This is a genomic window from Rhizorhapis sp. (genome assembly GCF_035276005.1).
Taxonomy (GTDB): domain Bacteria; phylum Pseudomonadota; class Alphaproteobacteria; order Sphingomonadales; family Sphingomonadaceae; genus Rhizorhapis.
The window spans coordinates 1-24740 of the sequence record NZ_DATEMB010000024.1 but is presented as its reverse complement, the minus strand read 5'-3'; the positions used below and the strand labels follow the sequence as shown (position 1 = coordinate 24740).

23 protein-coding genes and 1 pseudogene are annotated in these 24740 nt (G+C 61.4%); 14 read left to right on the top strand and 10 right to left on the bottom strand.

Annotated elements, in window-relative coordinates:
- The first annotated feature begins 46 nt into the window (after positions 1–46).
- Positions 47–2107, top strand: a complete 2061-nt coding sequence (locus VJS46_RS06125; RefSeq protein WP_324058618.1) for a S9 family peptidase — start codon at positions 47–49, stop codon at positions 2105–2107.
- A gap of 179 nt (positions 2108–2286) precedes the next feature.
- Positions 2287–4584 carry an FtsK/SpoIIIE family DNA translocase gene (locus tag VJS46_RS06120; protein ID WP_324058616.1) on the top strand — a complete coding sequence of 766 codons (2298 nt, stop codon included), beginning with the start codon at positions 2287–2289 and terminating at the stop codon, positions 4582–4584.
- Positions 4585–4614: 30 nt separating this feature from the next.
- Here VJS46_RS06120 and VJS46_RS06115 read toward each other — a convergent pair whose 3' ends face one another.
- Entirely contained in the window at positions 4615–4779 is a 165-nt protein-coding gene (locus tag VJS46_RS06115; RefSeq protein ID WP_324058739.1) for a hypothetical protein, read from the bottom strand.
- A gap of 120 nt (positions 4780–4899) precedes the next feature.
- Here VJS46_RS06115 and purS point away from each other — a divergent pair, with 120 nt between their 5' ends.
- Both purS and purQ read left to right on the top strand, forming a co-directional pair.
- Positions 4900–5133: a phosphoribosylformylglycinamidine synthase subunit PurS gene (purS, locus tag VJS46_RS06110; RefSeq protein ID WP_324058615.1), complete on the top strand. Its 234-nt coding sequence runs from the start codon at positions 4900–4902 to the stop codon at positions 5131–5133.
- The gene (gene purQ, locus VJS46_RS06105) at positions 5133–5801 is read left to right on the top strand and encodes a phosphoribosylformylglycinamidine synthase subunit PurQ (protein WP_324058613.1); all 669 of its coding nucleotides are present in this window, start codon (positions 5133–5135) and stop codon (positions 5799–5801) included. The genes purS and purQ overlap by 1 nt, the downstream gene beginning before the upstream one ends.
- A 166-nt stretch (positions 5802–5967) precedes the next feature.
- Here the strand turns inward: purQ and VJS46_RS06100 are convergent, their stop codons facing one another.
- Genes VJS46_RS06100 through VJS46_RS06085 form a run of 4 tightly spaced genes read right to left on the bottom strand, consistent with a single transcriptional unit; the run spans position 5968 to position 8618 of the window.
- Positions 5968–6504: an LptA/OstA family protein gene (locus tag VJS46_RS06100; RefSeq protein WP_324058611.1), complete on the bottom strand. Its 537-nt coding sequence runs from the start codon at positions 6502–6504 to the stop codon at positions 5968–5970.
- The gene (gene lptC, locus VJS46_RS06095) at positions 6504–7151 is read right to left on the bottom strand and encodes an LPS export ABC transporter periplasmic protein LptC (protein ID WP_324058609.1); all 648 of its coding nucleotides are present in this window, start codon (positions 7149–7151) and stop codon (positions 6504–6506) included. The genes VJS46_RS06100 and lptC overlap by 1 nt, the downstream gene beginning before the upstream one ends.
- Positions 7152–7159: 8 nt before the next feature.
- Complete coding sequence (locus tag VJS46_RS06090; RefSeq protein ID WP_324058607.1) at positions 7160–7777, bottom strand: ribonuclease D; 618 nt, start codon at positions 7775–7777, stop codon at positions 7160–7162.
- A gap of 31 nt (positions 7778–7808) precedes the next feature.
- Entirely contained in the window at positions 7809–8618 is an 810-nt protein-coding gene (locus tag VJS46_RS06085; RefSeq protein ID WP_324058605.1) for a TerC family protein, read from the bottom strand.
- A 315-nt stretch (positions 8619–8933) separates the two neighbouring features.
- Between VJS46_RS06085 and VJS46_RS06080 the strand changes: the two genes are divergently transcribed.
- The 6 genes and pseudogenes from VJS46_RS06080 (at position 8934) to VJS46_RS06055 (ending at position 14533) form a co-directional block, all read left to right on the top strand.
- The gene (locus VJS46_RS06080) at positions 8934–9719 is read left to right on the top strand and encodes a cold-shock protein (protein WP_324058603.1); all 786 of its coding nucleotides are present in this window, start codon (positions 8934–8936) and stop codon (positions 9717–9719) included.
- Positions 9720–10725: 1006 nt separating this feature from the next.
- Positions 10726–11232, top strand: a pseudogene (locus VJS46_RS14235) (methyl-accepting chemotaxis protein); the annotation flags it as partial.
- A gap of 149 nt (positions 11233–11381) precedes the next feature.
- The gene (locus VJS46_RS06070; protein WP_324058599.1) at positions 11382–12227 is read left to right on the top strand and encodes an AraC family transcriptional regulator; all 846 of its coding nucleotides are present in this window, start codon (positions 11382–11384) and stop codon (positions 12225–12227) included.
- A 19-nt stretch (positions 12228–12246) separates the two neighbouring features.
- Positions 12247–12585: an antibiotic biosynthesis monooxygenase family protein gene (locus tag VJS46_RS06065; RefSeq protein WP_324058597.1), complete on the top strand. Its 339-nt coding sequence runs from the start codon at positions 12247–12249 to the stop codon at positions 12583–12585.
- A gap of 2 nt (positions 12586–12587) precedes the next feature.
- On the top strand, positions 12588–12974 hold the full coding sequence (locus VJS46_RS06060; protein ID WP_324058594.1) for a gamma-glutamylcyclotransferase family protein: 387 nt from the start codon (positions 12588–12590) through the stop codon (positions 12972–12974).
- A 257-nt stretch (positions 12975–13231) separates the two neighbouring features.
- On the top strand, positions 13232–14533 hold the full coding sequence (locus VJS46_RS06055) for a UDP-glucose/GDP-mannose dehydrogenase family protein (RefSeq protein WP_324058592.1): 1302 nt from the start codon (positions 13232–13234) through the stop codon (positions 14531–14533).
- 41 nt (positions 14534–14574) lie between these two features.
- Here VJS46_RS06055 and VJS46_RS06050 read toward each other — a convergent pair whose 3' ends face one another.
- Positions 14575–14748: a hypothetical protein gene (locus VJS46_RS06050; protein ID WP_324058590.1), complete on the bottom strand. Its 174-nt coding sequence runs from the start codon at positions 14746–14748 to the stop codon at positions 14575–14577.
- A 368-nt stretch (positions 14749–15116) separates the two neighbouring features.
- Between VJS46_RS06050 and VJS46_RS06045 the strand changes: the two genes are divergently transcribed.
- Positions 15117–17294: a GumC family protein gene (locus VJS46_RS06045; RefSeq protein ID WP_324058589.1), complete on the top strand. Its 2178-nt coding sequence runs from the start codon at positions 15117–15119 to the stop codon at positions 17292–17294.
- A gap of 15 nt (positions 17295–17309) precedes the next feature.
- A complete protein-coding gene (locus tag VJS46_RS06040) occupies positions 17310–18725 on the top strand; it encodes a hypothetical protein (RefSeq protein WP_324058587.1) in 1416 nt (471 codons plus the stop codon).
- On the opposite strand, the gene VJS46_RS06035 is transcribed toward VJS46_RS06040, so the two are convergent.
- Genes VJS46_RS06035 through VJS46_RS06020 form a run of 4 tightly spaced genes read right to left on the bottom strand, consistent with a single transcriptional unit; the run spans position 18607 to position 22552 of the window.
- A complete protein-coding gene (locus tag VJS46_RS06035; RefSeq protein ID WP_324058585.1) occupies positions 18607–19320 on the bottom strand; it encodes a TylF/MycF/NovP-related O-methyltransferase in 714 nt (237 codons plus the stop codon). The genes VJS46_RS06040 and VJS46_RS06035 overlap by 119 nt on opposite strands.
- 1 nt (position 19321) lies before the next feature.
- Positions 19322–20326, bottom strand: coding sequence for a polysaccharide pyruvyl transferase family protein (locus VJS46_RS06030; RefSeq protein WP_324058583.1), 1005 nt, complete (start codon positions 20324–20326; stop codon positions 19322–19324).
- Positions 20323–21813, bottom strand: a complete 1491-nt coding sequence (locus VJS46_RS06025; protein WP_324058581.1) for a lipopolysaccharide biosynthesis protein — start codon at positions 21811–21813, stop codon at positions 20323–20325. Before VJS46_RS06025 ends, VJS46_RS06030 begins: the two co-directional genes overlap by 4 nt.
- On the bottom strand, positions 21803–22552 hold the full coding sequence (locus VJS46_RS06020; protein WP_324058579.1) for a glycosyltransferase family 25 protein: 750 nt from the start codon (positions 22550–22552) through the stop codon (positions 21803–21805). Before VJS46_RS06020 ends, VJS46_RS06025 begins: the two co-directional genes overlap by 11 nt.
- A 323-nt stretch (positions 22553–22875) precedes the next feature.
- On the opposite strand from VJS46_RS06020, the gene VJS46_RS06015 reads away from it, so the two are divergent.
- Together VJS46_RS06015 and VJS46_RS06010 are read left to right on the top strand one after the other, a co-directional pair.
- Entirely contained in the window at positions 22876–23751 is an 876-nt protein-coding gene (locus VJS46_RS06015; protein ID WP_324058578.1) for a glycosyltransferase family A protein, read from the top strand.
- A 13-nt stretch (positions 23752–23764) separates the two neighbouring features.
- Positions 23765–24733, top strand: a complete 969-nt coding sequence (locus tag VJS46_RS06010; protein ID WP_324058576.1) for a glycosyltransferase family A protein — start codon at positions 23765–23767, stop codon at positions 24731–24733.
- Positions 24734–24740 lie beyond the last annotated feature (7 nt).

The window sequence follows — 24740 nt, the reverse complement described above, 5'->3', positions numbered from 1 at the left end:
GCTTGCCAACGCTTCTCTTGCGCCCATTTCCGTTCAGAAAGATCGAATGACCAAATTGCCCGCACCCCCCAAAGCTCCGCAGCGCCCCTACAGCTATGAACGCCATGGCCATCGCGTGGAGGATCCGTGGCATTGGTTGAGGGATCCCGGCTATCCCACGGTGGAGGACAAGGATGTCCTTGCCTATCTGAACGAAGAGAACGGCTATTTCGAAGCGGCGATGGGTCCGCACCGGCCGCTGGTCGACACCCTTTTCCGGGAGATGAAAGGCCGCCTCAAGGAAGATGACAAGAGCGTTCCCCAGAAGGACGGCGCCTGGCTCTACTGGCGTGAGTTCGAGCTCGGCGCGCAATATCGCAAATGGTATCGAAAGCCCGTCGGCGGGGGTGAGACACAGTTGATCCTGGACGAGCCAAAGCTGGCAGAGGGCAAGGAATATTTCCGCCTGGGCGCAATTTCGGTCAGCCCCAACGGCCGTTACCTGGCTTTTGCCATTGACGATAATGGATCGGAACGCTTCGAGGCGCGGGTGCGCGATCTGGAGACCGGGAACATGCTGCCCGATGTCATTCCGGGCACCCTCTCCTCGCTTGTGTGGACCTCAGATAATCGCGGGTTTCTCTACGGCCTCGCCAATGACAATTGGCGGACAGACAATGCGCGGCTGCACTGGCTTGGCGATTCGATCGAAAAGGACGTGGAACTCTTCCACGAACAGGATGACGGGTTCCGCGTCGGCGTGGGCCTCACCAGTTCGGAAAAATGGATCACCATCGCCACCGGCGACCATGTGACGAGCGAAGTCTGGCTGCTTCCCGCAGACAATCCGCTGGCCGAGCCGAAGCTCGTCTCCGCCCGCAAGCCCGGCCGCGAATATGATGTGGACGAACATGACGGCACGCTCTTCATCCACACCAATGACACCAGCCCCAATTTCCGCCTGGCGGTCGCAAGCATCGGCAATCCTGGCGATTGGCGGGAGCTGATCCCCGCCTCTCCTCATTTCTACATGACCGACGTCACCAATTTCAAAGACTTCTATGTGGTCGAGGGACGTGAGGATGGGCTGGATACGATAGAAATCCGTGACTATGCGACCAACACGGCAAGGCGTATCCCCTTTCCAGAGGAAAGCTATGTCGCCGGGCTCGACGAGAATCCCGAATATGACGTGAAGAAGCTCCGCATCGGCTATGAATCGATGGTCACGCCAGACACCATCTATGATTATGACGTCGCCGCGGGCACGCTTGAGGTGCTGAAGGTTCAGGAGATACCGTCGGGCTACGATGCCTCCCGGTATATGACCGAACGGCTGCACATCACCGCCCGGGACGGCACGGATATCCCCGTTTCGATCGTCTATGGAAAGGACTTCAAAAAGGACGGAAGCGGCCTTCTGCATCTCTACAGCTATGGCGCCTATGGTCATGCCGTTCCGCCGGGCTTTTCGACCAACCGGCTGTCGCTGCTGGACCGGGGCTTTGCCTATGCGATCGCCCATATCCGCGGCGGCGACGACCTTGGCCAGCAATGGTATCTGGACGGCAAGCTGGAGAAACGCACCAACAGCTTCAACGACTTCGTGGATGTTGCCAAGGGCCTGATCGACCTTGAATATACGAGCGCTGGCAAGATCAGCATCTCGGGCGGTTCGGCGGGCGGCGAACTGATGGGCGCGGTGGTGAATTCCGACCCCGCCCTCTGGGGCGCAGTAGTGGCCCATGTGCCCTTTGTCGATGTGCTCAACACGATGCTGGACGAGACGCTGCCTTTGACGCCCGGCGAATGGCCCGAATGGGGCAATCCCATCACGGACAAGGCGGCGTTTGAGCTCATCCGCAGCTATTCGCCCTACGACCAAGTGAAGGCGCAGGATTATCCGCCATTGCTGATCACAGGCGGCCTTAACGACCCCCGCGTCACTTATTGGGAGCCTGCCAAATGGACGGCCAGGCTTCGCGCGACCAAGACTGACGGCAACATCCTGCTGCTCAAGACCAATATGGGCGCAGGGCATGGCGGCAAATCGGGCCGCTTTGAATCGCTGGAGGAAGATGCCGAGGAAATGGCCTTCATCCTGTGGCAATTGGGTGTGACGGATTAGCGCTGGAAAAACGCCATCTCCAAAGCAATTGTCGTCCCTGCGAGGCAGGGACGACGGAGATCTGCATGTTCTGCAAACCCAAACGCGATGAATGAAACAGGCCGCCCTTGACGGCGACTCCCAGCCGGGCGATTGTGCCCGCCGAGAACATTTCGGGCACATTTCAGGGATCTTACGCAATGGCGGGGCAGGCATCGGCGAAACGCACGCCGGAATGGCGCGAAATGCTGAAGCGTAGTGTGCTTCGGAGCGGCGAGCTGATCGGGTCGATCCTGCTGGTGTTGACGACGATCTTCCTGGCGCTTGCCTTCCTCAGCTATCAGCCCACCGATGCCTCCATGAATACGGTTGCCGGTGGTCCTATCGCCAATATCATGGGTGCGCCGGGCGCGTGGATTTCCGATTTCCTGCTCTGGCTGATGGGCATCCCAGCCGCCCTCTTACTGCCGCTCATGCTGGTCCTCGCCCGGCGAATGTGGGGAGAGGATGAGAATAAGGGCTGGCAGGGTCAGCTTACCCGCTGTTTCCTGGGCATCTATCTTGTCGGCTTGGCGCTATCGCTCTACCAGCCCGAGCCGCTGGTCGCGCTTCCCGCCGGCTGGGGCGGCATTGCGGGGCTGGTGACGGCGAAGGCGATCCAGAGCCTCGCCGCCAATGGCCCCGGCACGGCGCCGGAATGGATTTCGGGTACGCTGATGGTCGTGGCCGTCATCACCGGCCTTGTCATCTGGTATCGCAGCCTGGCGCTCGAAAAGCCTCTTTTCCGGCTGGAGCGGCCAAAAATGCCTCGCTTCAAGCTCGCCCGGGCAGAACAGTCGGCCGAACCGCGCAACAGCCCCGCCGAGGCGCCGCCCCGCCCCTCGATCGCGCCCGCCGAACGGCCTCCGATCAACATCCAGTCGCCCCAGCCTGCGGCTCCCCGCGCTCAGAACCGCGAGGTCAGGCAGGACGACCTGTTCGGCAATTCCTCCCTGCCCTCTCCCGATTTGTTGCAGGCTGCGCCGCCCAATAGCGGCGTGAAGATCGACAAGGCCAGCCTGGAGCGCAATGCCCGCTTGCTCGAGTCCGTCCTCGACGATTTCCATGTGAAGGGCCACATCACGGAAGTTCGCCCCGGTCCTGTCGTCACCATGTACGAACTGGAGCCCGCACCCGGCATCAAGGCGAGCCGCGTCATTCAGCTCGCAGAGGACATAGCGCGCAACATGTCGGCACTTTCGGCCCGCGTCGCGACGATTCCAGGGCGCACGGTCATCGGCATCGAACTGCCCAACGCCAATCGCGAGGCCGTGGTGCTGCACGAGCTGATTTCCGGCGAAGCCTTTGCCGACCAGAACGCGCAGCTTCCCATCATCCTTGGCAAGAATATCAATGGCGATCCGGTGATCGCCGACCTTGCGCCAATGCCGCACCTGCTGATCGCGGGCACCACCGGTTCCGGCAAGTCGGTTGGCCTCAACTGCATGATCCTGTCGCTGCTCTACCGGCTGACCCCGGACCAGTGCCGGATGATCATGATCGATCCCAAGATGCTGGAGCTCAGCATCTATGACGACATTCCGCATCTCCTCTCCCCGGTGGTCACCGAGCCCAGCAAGGCCGTGCGTGCGCTCAAATGGGCTGTGGAGCAGATGGAGGATCGCTATCGCATGATGGCGTCAGTGGGCGTTCGCAACCTCGCCAATTTCAACGAGAAGGTCCGGGCGGCGAAGGCGAAGGGCAAACCGCTCGGCCGCCGTGTCCAGACCGGCTATGATCATGAAACCGGCCAGCCCATCTATGAGGAGGAGCAGCTCGATTTCCATCCGCTGCCGCAGATCGTTGTTATCGTGGACGAGCTTGCCGACCTCATGATGACCGCGGGCAAGGAGGTCGAATTCCTGATCCAGCGCCTGGCGCAAAAGGCGCGCGCGGCGGGCCTCCACCTCATCATGGCGACGCAGCGTCCTTCGGTCGACGTCATCACCGGCGTCATCAAGGCCAATCTGCCGACCCGCATCAGCTTCTATGTCGCCTCCAAGATCGACAGCCGCACGATCCTGGGCGAACAGGGCGCCGAGCAGCTATTGGGCAAGGGCGACATGCTCTACATGCCCGGCGGCAAGCAGATCACCCGCGTCCACGGCCCCTTCGTCTCCGACGACGAGGTCCGCGCCGTTGCCGACCATTGGCGCGCGCAGGGCAAGCCTGACTACATACAGGCTGTTACCGAGGAGCCGGAGGACGGCAGCTTCGCTCTTGATGGCGTCGACCTTTCCGACGACAGCCCGGACGCGCAGCTTTACCGCAAGGCCTGCCAGCTTGTGTTCGAGAACCAAAAGGCCTCGACAAGCTGGCTGCAGCGCCAGCTCCGCATCGGATATAACAGCGCGGCGCGCCTCATCGAGCGGATGGAAAATGACGGGTATGTCGGATCGCCCAACCATGTGGGCCGCCGCGAAGTGCTGATGGATGAGATGGGCCAGCCCAAATTGTGATGGGAGACGGAAGGCGGAGAGGTTGAGAGCCTAGCCTCGCGTCCGATATCCAACCAGCAGCCCGAACACAAAGGTCGCAAACAGCGCCAATTGCACCTTTCCGTCGGGATCGCGATATCCCACAATATCCGTGCCGAAGGTAAAGAGCGCGATAAACATCGCCAGCGCCAGTCCCGACACTCCAGTTCCCTTCATTCCACCTGAACAGATGACGCCAAAGGCTACAATCAGTCCTTTAAGAAAGGATAAACCTTGCCCCGCGCGACGGCGCGGCATAGGGAGGCCGCGAACCGCAATCTGAGGGAATCGTCCACCATGAAGACCCGCATCTTTGTCACCTTGAAGGGCGGCGTGCTTGATCCGCAGGGCAAGGCGATCCATCATGCGCTGGAGGGACTTGGCTTTTCCGGCGTGAACGATGTGCGCGCGGGCAAGCTCATCGAACTCGACCTTGCCGATGGCACCAGCGATGACGACATCGACGCCATGTGCAAGAAGCTGCTCGCCAACACCGTCATCGAAAATTACCGCATCGAGAAGGTTTCCTGATGAAAAGCGCGGTCATCGTCTTTCCCGGTTCCAACTGCGACCGCGACCTGGCGGTGGCCTTCAGCCAGATTTCGGGGCGGCAGGCGCAGATGGTCTGGCACGGCGACAGCGAATTGCCGGACGGGCTCGACATCATCGGCGTTCCCGGCGGCTTTTCCTATGGCGACTATCTCCGTTCTGGCGCCATGGCCGCCCGCTCGCCCATCATGCGGTCGGTGGTGAAAGCCGCCGAGCGCGGCGTCACCGTGATCGGCATCTGCAACGGCTTTCAGGTGTTGACCGAGGCGGGCTTGCTTCCGGGCGCACTAATGCGCAATGGCGGCATCAAGTTCGTCTGCCGCGACGTGGCCCTGACGGTGGATAACAGCCAGAGCGCCTTCACCAGCCGTTATGAGGCAGGCGATAATGTCACATTCCCCGTCGCTCATCATGACGGAAATTATTTCGCCGATGACTCCACGCTTGACCGGCTGGAGGGGGAGGGCCGCGTCGCTTTCCGCTACGCCGAGCCAGTGAACGGCTCAGCGCGGAACATTGCGGGCATCCTGAACGGCGCAGGCAATGTGCTCGGCATGATGCCGCACCCCGAGCGCGTGATCGAAAGCGCCCATGGCCGCACGGACGGCCGGAGGCTGTTCGAAGGGCTGTTCGCCAGCGTCCTTGCTTGAGTTTTTCGAGGCAGATAAACACTGCCGCTCGCCTGGAGCCTGTCCTCCCCACATAGATCCGTTTGTCCCGAGCGTAGTCGAGGGACATTGGCCCAGGACGAACGTGTCTCGACTGCGCTCGACACGAACGGACAAGTCGGCGTAAATTGTCGGCTGAAGAACTGTCCTACTGCCCGTCCCGCTTGGGAACGGTGAAGGTCCCAGAAACCCGGCCCCCTGCAGCGCCGCTTGTTCCCGGCGCGGACGCAGACCTGCCGTCGACGGTGGAGCGGCCGCTATTGAGATCGATGACCAGCCGGCCACCGCTCAGCCGGTTGGCGCCCTGCGTCAACTGCACATTGCCGATCATCGTGATCAGGCGGCGGTTGAGGTCATAGATCGCCGCATTTCCGCGCGCCGTTTCATTGCCCTTGGTAACCACGACATTGCCGTTGGCATCGATCCGGTCGATCTCAATACCGCCCGCATTGCGGTATGCCACCGTCATCCGGGCAGCGTTGAGCGTCAAACCGGCTTGCGTGACCTGCACATTGCCCGAAACCACCACGCGATCGGCGCGATCCTGCACTTCTATGCGGTCGGCGGAAAAATTGACCGGAGCGCTGCTGTCATGGCCCTTGAGCACCTGGGCAGGCGCTATGCCGCTTAAGAAAAAGGCTGTTCCAATGGCGGCGCCAAGCGCGAATCCGGCTGCTGTCTTCATCACTGACGCCCCTTGATGGCATTTTGATCGATACGCAAGCGGGCGTTGCCCTGAAGCGTCACGGTGCGGTCGCGCAGATCCGCCTTCAACTGGTTCGCACTGAATGTGCCGACCGGCATGCGGCCATCCACCCTGCCCTGGCTTTCCATCCGCCGGGCCTTCAGGTCGATGCCAACGTCGCGCGTGGTGAGGCGGTAGCCGCCAGCCGACTGGAACTGCACCGGCCCCTGCACCATCACATCCTCATCGTTCATATTATAGAGGCCCCGCTCCGCAGTAAGCACCGCAGGCCCGTCGTTCAGCAGGATGCGGGCGGAGAGGTCCTGCAGCCGGACAACGGGTTCACGCGAGCTTTTCTGAACGGCCGAACCCGCCCGCAAGGAGAAAGGCTGCCCCTTGCTGTCTTCGCCGCGATAAAGTGCCTCGGTCACGCGCATGCGTTCGCGCGCGACCTCCACCTTGTTCTTGTCCAGCACGAAGCTGACTTCACTCTGATGCGTGAACGGCGCAGTGGCGAGAAAGGCCGTCAGAACGCCGATGGCGACGGGCAAGAAGCGCTTAAGCGGCCGGACCAGCCGATCATGACTGCTGCCGGGGGCCGCCCAGACATGGCGCTTGCCACGCTCTCTTTCCGCCTGAAGCGACATCGGCTTTCCTAGATATGCGCGAATATGTCGACGTCGGGCCAGCCCGCAAGGTCCAGCATCGCCCGGTGCGGAAGGAAATCGAAACAGGCCTGCGCCAGTTCCGCCCGCCCCTCCCTTGCCAGCCGCTTGTCCAGTTCGGCCCGCAGCAGGTGCAGATAGCGCACGTCCGATGCGGCATAATCCTTCTGTGCGTCGCTCAGTTCAGGAGCGCCCCAGTCGGAGCTTTGCTGCTGCTTTGAGATTTCCTGCCCCAGAAGTTCACGCACCAGTTCCTTGAGGCCATGACGGTCCGTGTACGTGCGGATCAGCCTGGACGCCGTCTTGGTGCAATAGACGGGAGCCGCGAGCACGCCCAGATAATGCTGTATCGCAGCGATGTCGAAGCGCGCGAAATGATAGAGCTTCAACCGCCCCGGATCCGCCAGCACCTTTTTGAGATTGGGCGCGGCATAGCTGCTGCCGGGCGAAAAGCGCACAAGATGCTCGTCGCCGTGGCCGTCGCTGATCTGCACGACGCAGAGCCGGTCCCGCGGGGTGAGGAGGCCCATGGTTTCGGTATCCACCGCGACCGGCCCGTCTGCAAGGACGCCTTCGGGCAGGTCCTCTTCATGAAAATATACTGTCATGCGCTCTCTTTAAGCGTGCACACGGCACAACTCAATGAACCGTTTCGCTGACGTGCTCAGCCCCCTTCTTCGCACGCGCGCGCCGGCCCAATATGTTCAATATCTCGACAAAGGCCGAGAAGGCCATGGCAGCATAAATATAACCCTTCGGCACATGTACGCCAAAGCCATCCGCAATCAGAACCGCGCCGATCATCAGTAGGAAGCCCAGCGCCAGCATCACCACCGTGGGATTGCGGTCGATGAAGCGCGCCAGCGGGTCGGCGGCGAGCAGCATCACCCCCACCGCTACGATCACGGCAATCACCATGACGGGAAGGTGATCGGTCATGCCCACGGCTGTGAGAATGGAGTCGATGGAAAATACCATGTCGAGCAACAGGATCTGGAAAATCACGGAACCAAAGCTGATCGCGGCGTGACCTTTCTTGTCGAGCAGGTTGCCCGAAGCCTCGACATCGACATTGTGATGGATTTCCTTCGTCGCTTTCCAGACAAGGAACAAGCCGCCGGCGATCAGGATCAGGTCGCGGGCCGAGAAAGTTGTTTCATAAACCGGATGGCCAGTAAATTTGTCGATCGGACCGCTAAGACCCAGGTCGAACAACGGAGCGGTCAGCCCCACCAGCCAGGCGATACCCGACAAGAGACCAAGCCTCAGCACAAGCGCAAGACCGATACCCAGCCGCCGCGCCTTGCTCTGCTGATGCACCGGCAGCTTGTTCGACAGGATCGAAATGAAGATGAGGTTGTCGATGCCAAGCACGACTTCCATCACCACAAGGGCGGTCAGGGCGGCCCAGACAGCCGGGTCGGCGAAGATGGCGAATATTTCGGTCATGGAATTGCTTTGCCCAAAGCCCGGAAAGGCTGCAAGTTCCAAATTACCGAAAAATTTCGATGCCGCGAACGCCGAGGAGCTCATCCTGAAGCAATATTCGGGTCTGTCGCGGCAGGCGAAAATTGAAGCCACCGCGTCTCCGAAGGACCAATTCTGTGATATTGCTGCCACGCTGAAGTAAAATAGTTCGCGCGGCTGGTAAAAATCCGCTATACCGAATCCTATGCCGCTTGCTTTTGCGGCGGGTATGGTGTGACTTTCGTCCGTCAGCATATCCTCATTCGGTTTGGACGAAGCGAAAGTGATTAACAGGGCATGAGTTTTGACAGAGGTCGCCGCGGCGGGCGCGGCAAGGACAAGCGAGACGGTTTCGGCGACGAAAGTTACGGCGGTTATTCGGATCATGGCGGCGGCCGCTACGGCGGCGGGTTCGGAAATGATCGGGGTTTTGGCGGCGGTTTTGGTGACCGCGGCGGATTCGGAGGAGATCGCGGCGGTTTCGGCGGCGGTGGCGGCTTCGGCGGCCCACGCGGCGGCGGCGGTGGTGGACGCGGAATGCCGGCCCAGGTAGTGGGCGAGGGCAAGGGCGTCGTAAAATTCTTCAATGGCCAGAAGGGTTTCGGTTTCATCGTCCGGGACGATGGCGGCGAAGATGTGTTCGTGCACATCAGCGCAGTCGAGCAGGCTGGGCTTACCGGCCTGGCGGAAGGACAGCCGCTGGAATTCACGCTGGTCGATCGCGGCGGCAAGGTATCCGCCACTGATCTCAAGATTGAGGGCGAACCCCTGCCGGTGACGGAACGCGCGGCGCCCGCTCCGCGGGAACGCGGCGGCTTCGGCGGCGGTGCCGGTGGCGATCGCAGCCCGCAGCGCCAGCTGACCGGCGAGAAGGCGAGCGGTACCGTAAAATTCTTCAATGCCATGAAGGGCTTCGGCTTCATTCAGCGTGACGATGGCCAGCCGGATGCCTTCGTACACATCAGCGCTGTGGAACGTGCTGGAATGAGCGCGCTCAATGAAGGCGACAGGCTTGATTTCGAACTGGAAGTCGATCGCCGCGGTAAGTATGCAGCGGTAAATCTTCAACCGAAGCAGGACTGAAGCCGCATTCCAGGCGGATCGTAACGGAATAAAGCCGGGCCTGTTGGTCCGGCTTTATTTGTTGAGGCCTGTCTTCATCTGCACTTTAAGAAATATTTACCATCTTCCCTTATCCCGCTGACAAGGAGGAGATGGAATGAATGCACCCGGCGCTTCCTTTGCAGGAAGAAAGCAGAACCTGGCGAGGCTTTCAACCGAAGCGCTGGAAATGCGCGTCCGGCTGTACAATGCTGACGGCGACCTGGAGCGCGGCCTTCGTCTTCTTTGGTCCGAATGTTCCGATATCATCATGGAAACGGCGGAAGAGGTCTGGAAGCAGGAATTCGAACTGCCCGATCGCATGAATATTCCGGCAGAATATCGCAAGGCCTGGCTCGAGAAAGCGCTGGAAAGCACCAGAACAAAATATACCAGGCCCCTCAACAGCGACTGGGTAATGGCGGTATCGAGGCCGGCACGCTATTTTTTCCGTTTCGGCATAGCCAGCCCGCTCATCGCCCGCGCTTTTGCTGATTTGGCGGCGGCAACCGGGATCAAGCTTCGAGCGAGGTTCCAGAACGATGTTGAAAAATTGGCGCTTTTCTTTCCCGTTCTGCATCGCGCGACTTACTGCGAACTGGAAATCCTGGTTGCGGAAATCACGCAACTGGAAAGACAACAGGCCGCTGAGGAGCGGGGCAAGGCGGGCGAAGGCTTCCGTCGCGACGTGGCGAGCCAATTGGACGTCGCTTTGCAGGATTCGGAGCGTTTGCGCCATGAAACCGCAGCCGCGAGCGACGCGGCGCGGATGACGCTTTCCCGTGCATCCGAGGTTGCCATGGCGGCACAACAATCTTCAATGTCAATGCTGGACGCGGCCCGCACTGCCGCAGGTCTCGCCCAAGCGATCGCCGAGGTTGAACGGGAAGTCGGCAAGACCAACAGCATTTTCACTGAGGCAGCCATCCAGTCTGCAGAAGCAGTGCATAACAGCCGCCATCTGTCCGGCGAGGTCCAATCAATCGAATCCATATTGGGCTTTATCCGTGACATTGCCGGCCAAACCAATCTTCTTGCCCTTAACGCCACGATCGAAGCCGCCCGCGCGGGCGATGCCGGCCGGGGTTTTGCGGTCGTCGCACAAGAGGTGAAGTCGCTCGCCGCACAGACAGCACGCGCCACTGATGACATTGCCAGCAAGATCATGGCCATTCAGTCCGCGACGCATCAGGCAGTGAACGCCAATGACATCATTTGCCGGACCATTCAGGCAGTGGAACAGTCTGCGCAGAATATCCGCGAATCGATCGAAAGGCAGAATAATACAGTAACGATGATCGCGGCCTCGGTTGATGAAACCGCCAGGACCGCCGACAGCATTTCCGGAACCATCGCGGCGATTCGCACCGACACGGCAAAAATGACCGAAAACGTGGCCCGGCTTGAACAAGGCTTTCAGTCTGTGGACCAGCGTCTTTCCGAAATGAAGCGCCGTACAGAGGATTTTGTCACCACATTGGCGGTCGAGGAATAGGTTCCACTATTCCGGCAGGGCCGAATGATCGCGGAATAGGCTGATCCAGCCTATTTCGTGTCGCGCCACTTGCTCCTATTGCACCTGCCCCCCGTCACACCAACCTTGTTTCACGCGTCGGACTTGGAGCCAGGAGGTGAGCGACGGCAATGCTCGCGTCGCGCAATTATCCGCCGTCGGCGGGACTTACGCCCTTCATCGCGCGCCATTACGTCTTCGCATCCGATGTCCCTGGCTATGAACTGGCGGATTTTTCCCTACCCGACACGGCTCTTCTCTGCATCGTGCAGCAAGGGGAATGGGTGACGCAAAGGCCCATTGGCAATTGGGTGATTGCATCAGATATCCACTTCTTTGGCCCCGCAAGCCGCTGCTTGCCGGTACGGGTGAAAGCGCCGTTCCAACTGGTCGGAATATCGTTCCGGCCGAGCGGCTGGCGGGCGCTGTTCGACCGGCCCGCCAGCGAATTCGCCGACCTCATGTTGCCCATTGACGAGGTCTGGCCCGGAGGGAACAGGCGCCTGCGGGAAACGATCTGCGACCGCAGTAATCCGCTTGATGTGATCCGGGCATTGGAAGACGAAACCGTGCACCAGTTGAACCGCATCGGAAGCTGGCAGGTGGACGAAGACATGCGCACCTTCGAACACATCGCTCAGACCGACAGCACAAGACAGGTAAAGGACGTCGCGGCTGAGCTGGGACTGTCACCCCGCCAGTTGGAGCGCCATTGCCTTCACTGCTTTGGGCATAGTCCAAAGCTGGTGCTTCGACGCAGCCGTTTCCTGGACATGGCAACGGTGCTGCGGGGTTTGGCCAAGCCGAGCGAGGAACAACTCGCCGAGTTGCGCTATTTTGACCAGTCCCATCGCAATCGCGAGTTCAAGCAGTTCATCAACATGACGCCTCAACAATTTGTGCAAACCGCCACCCCCTTGTTCACCCCTACATTGCAGGTGCGCCTGATGCGGAAATCCGGGGCAAACATAAGCTGACGACAAAAAGGAGAGGCCCATGTTCGTGGCGGTCTATTGGTGGCGGGTGCATCCAGGCAAGGAGGAGCAGTTTCGCGAAGCCTGGCGGCGGGGAACGAGGGCCATCACGCGTATTTACGGCTCCTATGGCTCGCGGTTGCACCAAAATGCAGATGGCCGCTTTGTCGGCTATGCCGAATGGCCGGATGAAGCCACCTGGCGTGCCGCGTACGAGCGGAAAATGGTCTATGACGACCCGGAAGCGCGCGCCATGTTCATTGACGCTGTTGCAGAAGCGCCACCCAATCATGAGCCGGTGTTCACCATGGCCGTGACCGACGATCTTCTGTTGCGCGGCGAAGACGCGGAGCGGCTTTAGAAGTGGCGGGCGGCTCCAGCGATTTGCTGTTTGTCTATGGTTCGCTGCGCCAGACCAGCGGGCATCCGATGGCGAAGATGCTGAGGGCATCCGCCGATCTTTTGGGCGAAGCCTGGGTCAGGGGGCGGGCATTTCGTGTGGACTGGTATCCGGGACTGACATTGTCGGAAGATCCCGAAGACCGGGTGAACGGAGACCTCTTCCGGCTGCACAACCCCGGTCATACTCTTCCTCTGCTCGACCATTATGAGGAATGCAGCGACGAATTTCCTCCGCCCCACGAATATCGGCGCGAACTTGTCCGCTTGTGGCACGAAAACCATGAAAGGCTTGCCTGGGCCTATATCTATCAGCGGCCCGTGGAAGGGCTTGAACCGTGGACCGGATAGGCTGCGGCCAGGTTTCCAGGCCCAGCATTACGCACTTGCAGCATCTGAACGAAGGCACAGACCGGTTCACCGTTCGTAACTGGACGCCGCAATGAACATATTGTTGCTGGAAAAGGCTGCAAAATACCTATCCTATTGGGTAGAGCAGCGCTCAAACCTGGCAAATAAGGGGCTATTCAGATGACCGCCAAGACCCGGACGGGAACAAGGTGCTACGAACCGCGTTGGAAGGGCGTTTTCTCAGGGGGTCGCTTCCAATGCGCTTAACGATGATTGGTTCGGGCTATGTTGGCCTGGTTTCCGGTGCCTGCTTCGCCGATTTCGGCCACGACGTCGTGTGCGTTGACAAGGATGAAGCAAAAATCGCGGCTTTGCTCGATGGGCGAATGCCGATTTACGAGCCGGGACTCGATACGCTGGTGGCGAATAATGTCGCCGCCGGACGGTTGCGTTTCACGACCGATCTTGCCGAAGGGGTAAGGGATGCCGACGCCGTTTTCATTGCTGTCGGAACGCCCTCGCGGCGGGGCGATGGTCATGCGGACCTGCGCTATGTCCATGCCGCCGCGGAAGAGATTGCGCGCGCTGTGACGGGCTTTACCGTCATCGTCACCAAGTCGACGGTCCCTGTGGGAACGGGCGACGAGGTCGAACGGATCGTGCGCGAGGCCAATCCTTCAGCTGATGTGGCAGTCGTTTCCAACCCCGAATTCCTGCGTGAGGGCGCGGCAATCGACGATTTCAAGCGGCCCGACCGCATTGTCATCGGTTCGGGCGATGAACGCGCTACCGAAGTGATGCGGGCCATCTACCGGCCCCTGTATCTCAACAAATCGCCTTTGGTGGTGATGACCCGCCGGGGCGCCGAGCTCACCAAATATGCGGCGAACGCCTTCCTCGCCACCAAGATCACTTTCATCAACGAGATCGCGGACCTGTGCGAAAGGGTTGGTGCCGACGTCCAGGACGTGGCGCGCGGCATTGGCCTTGATAATCGGATCGGCTCCAAGTTCCTCCATGCAGGCCCTGGCTATGGCGGGTCCTGCTTCCCCAAGGATACGCTGGCGCTGTTGAAGACCAGCCAGGACTTCGACGCGCCGCAGCGCATTGTCGAAGCCGTGGTTGCGGTCAACGACAACCGGAAGCGCGCCATGGGGCGGAAGGTGATTGCGGCAATGGGCGGCGACGTCCGCGGCAAGACGATCGCGCTGCTTGGCCTCACCTTCAAACCGAACACCGATGACATGCGCGATTCGCCTGCCATCGCCGTCGTTCGCACGCTCCAGGATGCAGGCGCCAAGGTCCGCGCCTTCGATCCAGAAGGCATGGACCAGGCGAAGCTGGTACTGGAGAACGTGACTTATTGCACTGGCCCCTATGAGGCGATGGAGGGCGCGGATGGCCTGGCGATCCTCACGGAATGGGATGCCTTCCGTGCGCTCGATCTGTCACGCGCGAAATCGCTGCTGGGCCAACCGGTTCTGGTGGACCTGCGCAACATCTATCCCCGGGCCGATGTCGAAAGGGCTGGCCTCACCTATCATGGCGTAGGCCGCTGATGCGCGCGTCGGCCCTTGCTCCCTTCGACCGGCCCCAAGGGTCAGGTCAGAAGCGCCAGGGCCGACAGCAATATCGTGCCGCCGCTGACCGTTGCCGCGGCAAAGGCCAACAGCATCGGACGGTGATAGTGCCAGCGGGGCGTACGGCGGTGATAGAAGCTGGCGAACGGATCCGTTGCCGCGCGGTGGCGCGGCACGCTGAAAGATGCATTCATGTCGATCTCCCGCCCATAAGCTGGGCATACCGGAGCAAAAGCCTAATGAATCGGGTGGTCCGGCTGAACCTTAATTAAGGCAGCGGGGTTGTTATTTGGTTAAGAGGATGGGCCGTTGGGGCGCGCCCGGAGGGCGGAGCTGCGGAGCCTACAGGACGTAGCTTTGGCACGTCCCGGCGAAGCGGGCTTGTTGCGGTACACTGGACGCGCGCAGGTTGGCGACTCGTATGAGACAAGCCGCCGCGCCGCCCGAAGTGGCCATGCGAAGGAAAAATAACGCGTGGGGCTGAGACCATGAACCCGGTTGAAATGACGAGTATCGAGGAGGGCCTTATCCCATGGGCTTCAATTGGAATGGGAGGGCCAGAATGATGGACGCACGCACTCAAGGTCCCATTGACAGACCGGTCCGATCGCCAAGCGCCGTTGACGAAGGCGCGCTGATCGACCTGCACCACATTGCAGGCATCATCCGCCGCCGGATTTGGGTGATCCTGGGCGTCAGCGCGATCATGCTGATTGCGACAGCCGCCGCCTATCTGATGGCCGAACCCCGCTATGTGGCGACAGCGCGCGTGGCTTTGGAACGTTCAAGAGAGCAGGTTCTCCAGGTGCAGCAGGTCGTGCCCGACGTGCCGCCCGATTCCGCCGCCGTCGATACTGAAGTGCAGGTCCTCAAGTCCCCGGAACTCGCCGCACGCGTCGTGGACAAGCTCAAGCTGATCGACGACCCGGAGTTCAACCCGGCACTGGAGAAGGGATTCACCATTCCCGCCGACGAGGCGCGGAAAACTGCGGTGACCATCCTCCTTTCCCGGCTTGAGGCGGTACGGGAAGGCTTTTCCTACGCGATCACCATCAATTTCGAGTCCACTTCTCCGGCCACCGCTGCCCGCGTGGTGAACGCGCTGGCGGAAATTTATGTCGCGGCCCAGGTCGAAGAGAAATCCGGCGCCACCAACCGCGCCGCCACCTTCCTTGAGGCGCAGCTCAACCAACTGCGGGCCCAGGTGCAAACGGCCGAGGCGGCGGTTGCGCAATATCGCGCCGCCCATGGGCTGTTCGATGCGTCCGCCGGCAGCACCATCACGCAGGAGGAGCTTTCGGGCCTCAATAGCCAGGTGGCGCAGGCACGCGCCGCCCAGGCCGAAGCGGAAGCCCGCCTGTCGGAAGCCCGTTCCCAGCTCGCCCGCGGCAGCACCGGCGAAGAACTGGGCGAGGCACTCGATTCGCCGGTGGTCAGTGCCCTTCGGTCGCAGCGCGCCCAGGTGAGCGCAAAGGTGGCATCGCTGCGGCAACGCTATGGCTCTGGCTATCCCGAACTGCGCAATGCCGAGGAGGAGCTGCGCGACCTGGACGATCAGATCAATAGCGAGGTGAAGCGCATCGTCGCCAATGTGAGCAGTCAGGCCAGCGCGGCCAGGCAGCGCACATCCTCCCTCGCAGGTTCGCTGAACGCTACCGAAGGCACATTGGCCGAGAACAACAGGGCGGGAGTGCGTCTGGCCGAGCTGGAGCGGAACGCCGAATCGGCACGGGTCCTCTATCAGGCATTTCTCGACCGCTACAAACAGACCCGGGCCCAGCGCGGTCTGGAGCGGAGCAACTCCCACATCATCGCTCGCGCTGGCGTGCCGACCTTCCCGGCTACGCCCAACCTCATGATCTTCATCGCGGCGGGCATCGTGTCGGCCCTGGCCGCTTCGGCCATAGCCGTCGCCATTCTCCAGCTCATGGAGCGGGGTATCGAGACGAGCGACGGCGTTGAACGGATGCTGGGCATTTCATCGCTCGGTTCGGTCCCCGATACTGCGCGGCTGCCAGAGCTCAGCAAGGAAGAAGCGGGCATGCCGGCGACGCAGATCATCGTCGACAAGCCGCAATCCGCTTTTGCCGAGGCTTTCCGGCGGCTGCGCACATCGATCCATTTCGCCCTTCCCGAGGCGCGGTCGGCGGTCGTTGCCGTCACCTCTTCCCTGCCCGGTGAGGGCAAGACCACGTCGGCGATCTGCCTGGCCCGCTCAGCCGCCCTTGCAGGCGTGAAGGTGGTCCTGGTCGACTGCGACATCCGCCGCCGCTCATCCAGTCTTCAGTTCAGCCCGCTCCGTTCCATCGGCCTTGCCAAGCTGCTGGCGGGCAAGGGTACACTGGATGAGGCACTGTTCGTCGACGAGGCAACGGGGGCTTATGTCCTTGCGCAGCGGCCGGACGACAGCAGCAATATCTCGCTCTCCGACAGCCCGGCCTTTGCGGCGCTGCTGGCCGAACTCCGGGTCCGCTTCGACCTGGTGGTGCTTGACACGCCGCCCGTGCTGCCGGTGGACGACAGCCGCGTGGTTTCCGCCATGGCGGACGGCGTGGTGATGCTGGTCCGCTGGCGCAAGACGCCTGCCAAGGCCGCCGAACTCGCGCTTCGTCAGCTTGATGAGGTGGGCGCGAATGTCATCGGTGCCAGCCTGACGCTGGTGGACATGGTGCAGCAGACGCGTGTCGGCTATGGCGATGTCGGCTATTATTACAGCGCCTACAAAAGCTATTATGCCTGACGGGGCGCTCGCTGGATGAACGGACCGACGAGCATTCCGTCCTTCGGGCTGCACATATTGGCGCCCGTCACGTTCGTCCTGCTGGTCGCGACGATCATCGCCGCCCGGAAGATCGGCAGCTGGCAGGCGCGCTTCGTTCTGTTCGCCTTGTGGGCCCGCTATCTTTTCGGCGCCTATCATGTGTACATGTTCAAGCCGCTGGCGGCGGGACTTTCAGGCAATGCCTTCGCCTCGATAACGATTGCCGGCTTGGGCCTGCTCGCGGTTCGCTTGCGGCATTTGCTGCTGACCGCGCTCTTGCCGATCTATCTGCTGATGGCCCTCGTCCTTCTTAGCGGCATATTGAACGGCGACCCGACCGGTGCGGTCGGCGTTGCCATCAAATATGCCTATCTCGCGGCCGTCATGGTCGCCACGTTCGAGGCACTCAGGCAGGATGAGGAGGGCAAGGTCATGCCCTGGCTCCTCTGGGCCTTCGCTCCGCTGCTGCTGTTCCAGTGGCTCTCAGTGGCCCTAAACATGCCAAAGGGATCGGAAGAAGGGACCGGCCTCGTCTGGATCGGCGGCTTCAATCATGAAGCAGCTTTTTCGCTCGCTATGGCGACCGCCTTCATGGCGGGTTGTCTTGCCCACCGGATGAACCCTGGGCTGCGCATCGGCTTCATGATCGCGACGCTGATCGGCATTTTCATTGCTGGATACCGCACCGCCATATTCGCTGTGGGACCGCTTGCTTTCGTTGCCGCCTGGGGCGTGTTCACCGATTATGTCAGGCCGGAGCAACGCCGCGCTGTGGCCGCTATCACGCTCGTGATCGTGCTGGCGAGCGCCGCGGCCATCGCCGTTGCCTATCATGAAAAGTTCGTCGACCTTGCGACATTCCTGTCCGATCCTGGCTCCCTCATCAAGCAGCCGCGCGATTTCACTCAGGTCCAGCGGCAGATCATGTCCGGTCGCCCGTTGATCTGGAGCCAGTATATTTACGCCTATATGGACGGCACGCCGACCCAGCACCTTTTTGGTTTCGGGGCGGAATCCTGGACGGACAAGTTCAAGGTCTATCCGCACAACACGCTGGTCGGCACGCTTTACGAACTAGGGGCCTTTGGCGTGGGCGCCATGTTGCTGCTGTGGTTAAGCATGCTGCTGATCGCGGCCGGCGCTCGGCCCCATGACCGGCTCATGCTGCTCGCAGCGCATCTCAGCTTCATCATCATGAATTTCGCCACCATGCCTTTCTGGCAGGTGGAGGGCCTTGCCTTCTATGGATTGCTTTGCGGCTATTCGCTCTTCAGCGCCCGGGCGGCCGCCCTCAAACGGCGCGCCTCAAGATCGGGTTCAGCCCGGCCTCCATATGGAAGTCGCCATGCCCGGCCAGGAACTCGTCCACTGCGGTCCGGCACCCCACGTAGTCGTTATAGTCATCAATGACGATGATGCCGCCGGGCGCGAGCCGCCGGGCCGTTTCTTCCAGGCAATAGCGGACGGGGTCATACCAGTCGCAATCGATATGGGCGAAGGCGATCTGTTCGATGTCCAGTGCCGGTAGCGTCTCTTCGAACAGCCCCTTCACCAGATTGATGCGCCTCCCGTCGACAGGCGTGCCGAAACGGGCAAGCTGGGCGGAGACATGCTCGTAGAGATCGTCCCGGTAACCATAATAGAGATCATCGCCAAAGCCGGTGGCCTTGCCCGCCGCAATGGTTTCGTAGCGTTCCTTCGACTTGCTGTCGTCCTTCTCCGAAGAGGGCGGAGGAATCATCGCGAACACGTCCAGGCCGAAAAAGCGCCTCCCCTGCCCCGCTGCCTGCGCCAGCAAAATGGCCGAGCCCCCGAGCGCCACTCCAAATTCCACAATATCGCCAGGCACATTGTGACGGCGGATTTCGGCGAGCGCGGATTCGATACGCACCAGCTTCCGTACCGGCAAATAGGTGAGCCGCTCATCCTTGATTCGCCGTGCCATGTCGCTGAGCCGCATTTGGTCGATCCAGTGACTGGTCCGGCGCCTCAAGGTAGTGAGCATATCATCTCCGTCCGATAAGTTGCTGGGCAAGCGCGAAGGCATCCGCGCGGGAAGTGGCGAGGTGAAAGCCGTCATATCCGCGGCTCCATTCCGCGGCGAAGCTGCTGACCTTGCCATAATTATTGTCCAGAACGACCTGCGGTATATCGAGCAGCACCGACAATATATGAGCGTGCAGCCGGTCCGTGACGACCATCCGCCCCTGCGAAAGCATGGCAAGGCCGCGCCGGAGCCGCCAGAGCGCCAGCATGCGGTAGCGCCTGAGACGTTTGCCCTGCCTGCTGCTGGCGAGCAGCGAATCGATCTTTACCCGCGCCCGCATCAGGTTCCGCTCGGCGCTGCTTTCCTCCAGCCAATCGGTGACAATGGTGCCGGGCGGCGGCACGGCGGTATCGGTCACCCGCTCATGATCGGTGCGCAGCAGCGCCAATATGTCGGCTTTGGGCAGTGCCCGCTGGAAGCGCCCCAGATAAAGCGCCGCATCGGGGCAAAGGCGGACGTCGCAATCGAAATGGCTCTGCGCGAATTCCAGGGATCTGGCGTCGCGGACCAGCAGGGTAAAGGCCCCATGCGCGCGGACAGCTTCGGCCATTTCCCGGGTCGAGGCATCATTTTCATAATGAATGGACTGGGGCATCTGGATGATGGTCCGTCCAGGAAATTCCCGCAACAAATGCAGCCGCAAGGCTTCATGCTTGGGCCAGGTCGTTCCGAAATTGCCTCCGCCATGGATCAGGATCGGCCCATCGGGTGCGTGCTGCACCAGTTCGCCCACGGCGAAATTGTTGAGCGCGGCCGAATAGACGGGGGTGCGGCCCATATCGTCCAGCCACGCCATCTCGCCCAGCCAGATCGCGGAATCGCCGACATTGGAATGGTCCGGGAAATCGACCAGCGCCACGGGCCCTGGAGGTATGACCTTCGCGAACATGTCGCCGACATTGGCTTGCAAATCCCCCACAAGCTGATCGGCGGAGATCCGCTCCTCGATCAGCAGCGCGGTCATCGGCGCACCTGTTTCAACGTCCTGACGAACAATGCGCGCCAGAGGGGAGATATGGCTATCAGCGTCAAACCGTACACCAGCGTTCCTGCCATGACGACCAGCACCAGCCGGACCCATGGATTGGGGATCAGATCGCCCATTTCGGGCAGCGAGACATAGAGCGCCCCCGCCATGACGGTGGACGCCAATAGCGGCTGCCAGATCGCGGCCCAGGTGTGATCCAGGCCGATGCCCGATGCGCGCTTCAAGGCGATGATCTGCAGCGGCAATGTCAGATATGCGCGGGCCACATAGGCCCAGGCAACCGCGAACAGGCCGAAGGGTGCGGCGAAAGAGGTGAAGAGCGCGGTGAGCCCCAATTGCGCCACGGCGATGAGCAGCAGGCTGCGGCTGGCGCCCACCGCGCCGAGCGATGGGGAGGCGAACTGGTTGAGGGTGAAGGGCAAAACCATGAAGGCAAAGATTTGCGCGAGCTCTCCTGCCTGGGCCCATTTGGGTCCGAAGACGGTGGGCACCGCGAGGGGCGCCAGCACCGCGAAGCCCGCAAGGGCAGGAAAGGAGATGACGGCCGCCTTCGAGATCATCCATTGATAGGCACGGCCAAGCTCCGCCTGATCTTCCTTGACCCGCGCCAATGTCTGCATCGCCACGGTCGTGAAGGGGCGAATGGCGCCATTGGAAATCAGCTCAACGGTGCGCCACGCGGTGCGGTAGATGCCGACCGCGACTACGCCGATCACATTGCCGATCACCAACTCCTGCAGGCGCAGCGTGAAGATGAAGACCAGCTGCGTTGCCGTCAGGCTGCCATTAAGGCCCAGATTGCGCTTGAAGATGGGCCAGCGAAACTTCCAGCCCGGTTTCCACCGGTAGGAGGCACGGGACAGGATGACGCTCACAACCTCCGTCGCCAGCCTTTGAATCACCAGCGCCCATAGCCCCAGCCCTGCAAAGGCGGCCGCAATGGCTGCGCCGCCGCCCAATATGCCGCTAGCGACGGAACGGAGCGCCGTGGTCTTGTGCCCGAACTGACGCAAGCGCAGGGCCATGTGCGTCTGGCCAAGCGCCGAGAGGGGGAGCACAAGGCTTAGCACCTGCAGCGGGGTGGCGATCTGCGGTGCGTCCATGAAATCGGCGAAGGGATGCGCCAGGGCGATGATGACCGCGCTCGCGATCAGGCTGAAGCCCGTATTGCCGCGATAGACGGTATCGTTGAATTCTTCGTTGAGGACCGGCTCGCGCGCGACGATCTGCGTGAGCCCGGCTGTGCTGATCGTTCGGAAGATCTCCGACACAATGGCAATGATGGCAAATGCGCCGATATCGGCCCGGCTGAGCAGGCGGGCGAGCAGAACGAAGACGACAAAGGAAAAGAACTGGTCCGACATGAAGCGGACCACTGTCCATCCGATCGAATGCTTGCTCTGGCGCCGCAGATCCTTGTCGAAGCGCGCGCCCAGCGAGGACGCATAGGGGTCAGCCGCCACTCAGAAGGCTCAATTTCATTGCCCGCATCTTCTGCCGGTCGATCCAGCGGGCAATGCGCTGGCGCGGCGAATAGAATGCCGCGCTTCGCCCTTTTTCAAAGCGCGCGCTGCCGATGTCCGAATCAACGAACTCCTCGATCACAGGGGCGGGGAACAGCGCCAAATTGCGGATTCCGTGCTCCCAGCTACGATCCATCTGATCGTCAATGGGGCGCTGAATGGTAGAGCAGGCCTCGATCAAGGCGCGGGCGCCGCTTCGGGTAATGGCATAGGCCTGCGTGCCATAGGCGTGGCCCACATATTCCACCACGCTGCGGGAATGCTGCAGGAAATCGCGCTGGATGGTCCGGCTGAAGACCGGCAACTTGGCGTAAAGGCGCAGATAGGGCATGTTCAGCGCAGACAGGTCCGTCGCCGCCAGAGCGGCAAGGAACGCCCAGTCGACGATCGTATCATCCTCCAGCACGATACATTGTGGAATGCCGCGCAGGACCATTTCCCGCCAGATTGAATAATGACTGGAATAGCAGCCGATCTCGCCCTTGGTAAGCTGCCGCCCCTTGTTCCGCTCCACCGCCTCCGCATCATAAACAAGCCCCTCGGCCAGTTCCGTGCAGGCATTGAAGAAGCGCCAGGGCACGCCCGCCTTCTGGGCGCGGGCCGCGAAGGCTTTGCGCCGCTCGGTGGCCTTGGCCATCGACACGACCATCACCGGACATGAGGAATCTACGTCTGCCATATGCCTACGCCGATGCTGCTAACCCTTTATCGTTATCCGGGGACCTAATGCACCGGTTGCGACCCGTGCGATCCAAGTGGTAGGAATCAAATAGGATTTTGCGCCGCAGCGCAAGCACAGCGTCCGAAGTGAGTAGGCTTATTGCGGTACATGGAGAGAATAAGGCGACGGGTGAAGTGCCAATTGGGCCGTCCAAACGGCTCAGCGAGTTAGGTGCCCGGTTTATCCGTGACTGCCCGGTGGGCCGCTTGACGGCTGCGGAACGGTGCGCAAGCCTTGCCGCAACGCAACAAAGCGCCCCCCGGTTTGTTACAGGCTTCATTATGCACGATCCGATTATCAGCGTCATTGTTCCGGTCTGGAATAGCCCAGGCCTCCTCCGTCGCTGTCTCGATGCTCTGGAGGGACAAAGTTTCGCGCGCGACAAATTTGAAATCATCGTCGTGGACAATGGTTCCACGGACAACACCGCCGATGTGGCGCGGTCGGTTCCCGGCGTGATCGTCCTTCGAGAGGATCGCCCCGGCTCCTATGCTGCGCGCAATCGCGGGCTTCAGCATGCCCGGGGCCTCTATATCGCCTTTACGGATGCGGACTGCCTGCCAGCGCCCGACTGGCTTGAACGGGCGCTTACCGCCGCCGGTCAACATCCTGACGCGGGCGTTCTTGCCGGCCGTATCGACCTTTTCGAGGAAGGCGAGGCCGAGGGGCCGGTCTTCACCGATTATGAGCGGCTTTTCAGCTTCCCCCAGGCCCATGCCGCGCGGGGAAATTGCGCCACCGCAAACTGGGTAAGCCGCAGGACCGTGTTCGAGGAGCTTGGCGGCTTTGATGAGCGGCTGAAATCTGGAGGCGACCGTCAGATGGCGCTTCGCATCCGCGAGGCGGGCCTGCCCCTCATTCACGTGCCGGAAATGCAGGTGCTGCATCCAGTCCGCGCCTCGCGCGGCAGCCTAGTCCAGAAGCGGCGGCGCCTTAGCGGGGGGCGCTGGGACAGGACTGGAAGGCCCGGACGTTTGCTCCGGGTGATTGCCGTTACTCTCTATGATACCGGCCGCCGCCTTCGCCGGGCAGCATTGGCTCCGGGGCTGACATTGCGGCGCAGGCTGGCTGTGATGCGGCTGACGGTGGAACTTTCAATGGTAGCCACGCTTGAATTTTGGCGCCTCTTCCGGGGGCAGGCAGCAGTGAGAGACTAGGAAAAAGCTTGATATGACGCCACCGCAATTTTCGGTCATAATGCCGCTCTACAACAAGGGCCCCCATATTGCGGAATCAGCGGCATCGGTCTTGGGGCAGACGCTCTCGCCGCTGGAGCTCATCATCATCGATGACTCCTCGACCGATGGCGGGCGCGAAACCGCTGCCGCTATCGATGACCCGCGCGTCCGGCTGCTGGACCGGCCGGTGCCCGGCCCCGGAGGCTATGCCGCACGCAATCTTGGCATTCTGGAAGCGCGGGGAGACTGGATCGCCTTCCTGGATGCAGACGACCTTTGGAGCGCGAACCATCTGGAGCTGCTGTCAAAGGCCATAGCCGACGCGCCCAATGCAGGCGCGGCCGCCACCCGGTTCGACCATGTCTTCGAGGACCGCCGCCAGCCCCAGCGCATCGCGCGTCGGCTGGAGCAAGGCGGAGTGTTGAACTTCCGGCAATTTCTGGAAGCGTGGCTGGAGGTACGGGAATGCCCGCTCTGGACCGGCGCTATCGCCTTCCGCCGGGATTTGCTGATCGAGGCGGGGCTGTTCCCGGAGGGCCGGGCCGTAAGGGGCGGTGACAAGGATTTGTGGCTGCGCGTCATGCGGCTTACCCGTCTTACTTATGTGCCGGTGAGGAGCGCGGAGTTCAGCCGGGAATCGGTGAACAAGGTGAGCAATTCCACCAGCACGCTCGCTCCGCCCTGTCTGGTGGAGACCGCCCGCGCGCTGATGCGTGAGGCTCCATCCGATGAACGAAAGCTGCTGCGGCGTCTCATCAACCAGGAAATCAGCCATTATGCGCGCTATTCCATGAAGGGCGCCGGGCGGATCAATATTCCCATGGGCCATGTCGCCATGCCGGAAGGAATTCCCACGCTGGCCCTGCTGATGGCCGCCCGCTGGCTGCCCCCCTCCTTCCGCCAGGCGGGACATGGCTTTGCCCGGAAACTGCACATGCAGCGGCAGATAGCGGCGCGTTAAACCATCG

Coding starts and splice junctions, on each gene's coding strand:
- lptC (WP_324058609.1), bottom strand. CDS start 7,151: ATGTCGCTTCAGGCGGAAAGAGAGCGTGGCAAGCGCCATGTCTGGGCG.
- VJS46_RS06015 (WP_324058578.1), top strand. CDS start 22,876: ATGCACGATCCGATTATCAGCGTCATTGTTCCGGTCTGGAATAGCCCA.
- VJS46_RS06085 (WP_324058605.1), bottom strand. CDS start 8,618: ATGACCGAAATATTCGCCATCTTCGCCGACCCGGCTGTCTGGGCCGCC.
- VJS46_RS06125 (WP_324058618.1), top strand. CDS start 47: ATGACCAAATTGCCCGCACCCCCCAAAGCTCCGCAGCGCCCCTACAGC.
- VJS46_RS06120 (WP_324058616.1), top strand. CDS start 2,287: ATGGCGGGGCAGGCATCGGCGAAACGCACGCCGGAATGGCGCGAAATG.
- purS (WP_324058615.1), top strand. CDS start 4,900: ATGAAGACCCGCATCTTTGTCACCTTGAAGGGCGGCGTGCTTGATCCG.
- purQ (WP_324058613.1), top strand. CDS start 5,133: ATGAAAAGCGCGGTCATCGTCTTTCCCGGTTCCAACTGCGACCGCGAC.
- VJS46_RS06010 (WP_324058576.1), top strand. CDS start 23,765: ATGACGCCACCGCAATTTTCGGTCATAATGCCGCTCTACAACAAGGGC.
- VJS46_RS06070 (WP_324058599.1), top strand. CDS start 11,382: ATGCTCGCGTCGCGCAATTATCCGCCGTCGGCGGGACTTACGCCCTTC.
- VJS46_RS06115 (WP_324058739.1), bottom strand. CDS start 4,779: ATGAAGGGAACTGGAGTGTCGGGACTGGCGCTGGCGATGTTTATCGCG.
- VJS46_RS06040 (WP_324058587.1), top strand. CDS start 17,310: ATGAACGGACCGACGAGCATTCCGTCCTTCGGGCTGCACATATTGGCG.
- VJS46_RS06080 (WP_324058603.1), top strand. CDS start 8,934: ATGAGTTTTGACAGAGGTCGCCGCGGCGGGCGCGGCAAGGACAAGCGA.
- VJS46_RS06035 (WP_324058585.1), bottom strand. CDS start 19,320: ATGCTCACTACCTTGAGGCGCCGGACCAGTCACTGGATCGACCAAATG.
- VJS46_RS06045 (WP_324058589.1), top strand. CDS start 15,117: ATGATGGACGCACGCACTCAAGGTCCCATTGACAGACCGGTCCGATCG.
- VJS46_RS06090 (WP_324058607.1), bottom strand. CDS start 7,777: ATGACAGTATATTTTCATGAAGAGGACCTGCCCGAAGGCGTCCTTGCA.
- VJS46_RS06030 (WP_324058583.1), bottom strand. CDS start 20,326: ATGACCGCGCTGCTGATCGAGGAGCGGATCTCCGCCGATCAGCTTGTG.
- VJS46_RS06065 (WP_324058597.1), top strand. CDS start 12,247: ATGTTCGTGGCGGTCTATTGGTGGCGGGTGCATCCAGGCAAGGAGGAG.
- VJS46_RS06050 (WP_324058590.1), bottom strand. CDS start 14,748: ATGAATGCATCTTTCAGCGTGCCGCGCCACCGCGCGGCAACGGATCCG.
- VJS46_RS06100 (WP_324058611.1), bottom strand. CDS start 6,504: ATGAAGACAGCAGCCGGATTCGCGCTTGGCGCCGCCATTGGAACAGCC.
- VJS46_RS06055 (WP_324058592.1), top strand. CDS start 13,232: ATGCGCTTAACGATGATTGGTTCGGGCTATGTTGGCCTGGTTTCCGGT.
- VJS46_RS06020 (WP_324058579.1), bottom strand. CDS start 22,552: ATGGCAGACGTAGATTCCTCATGTCCGGTGATGGTCGTGTCGATGGCC.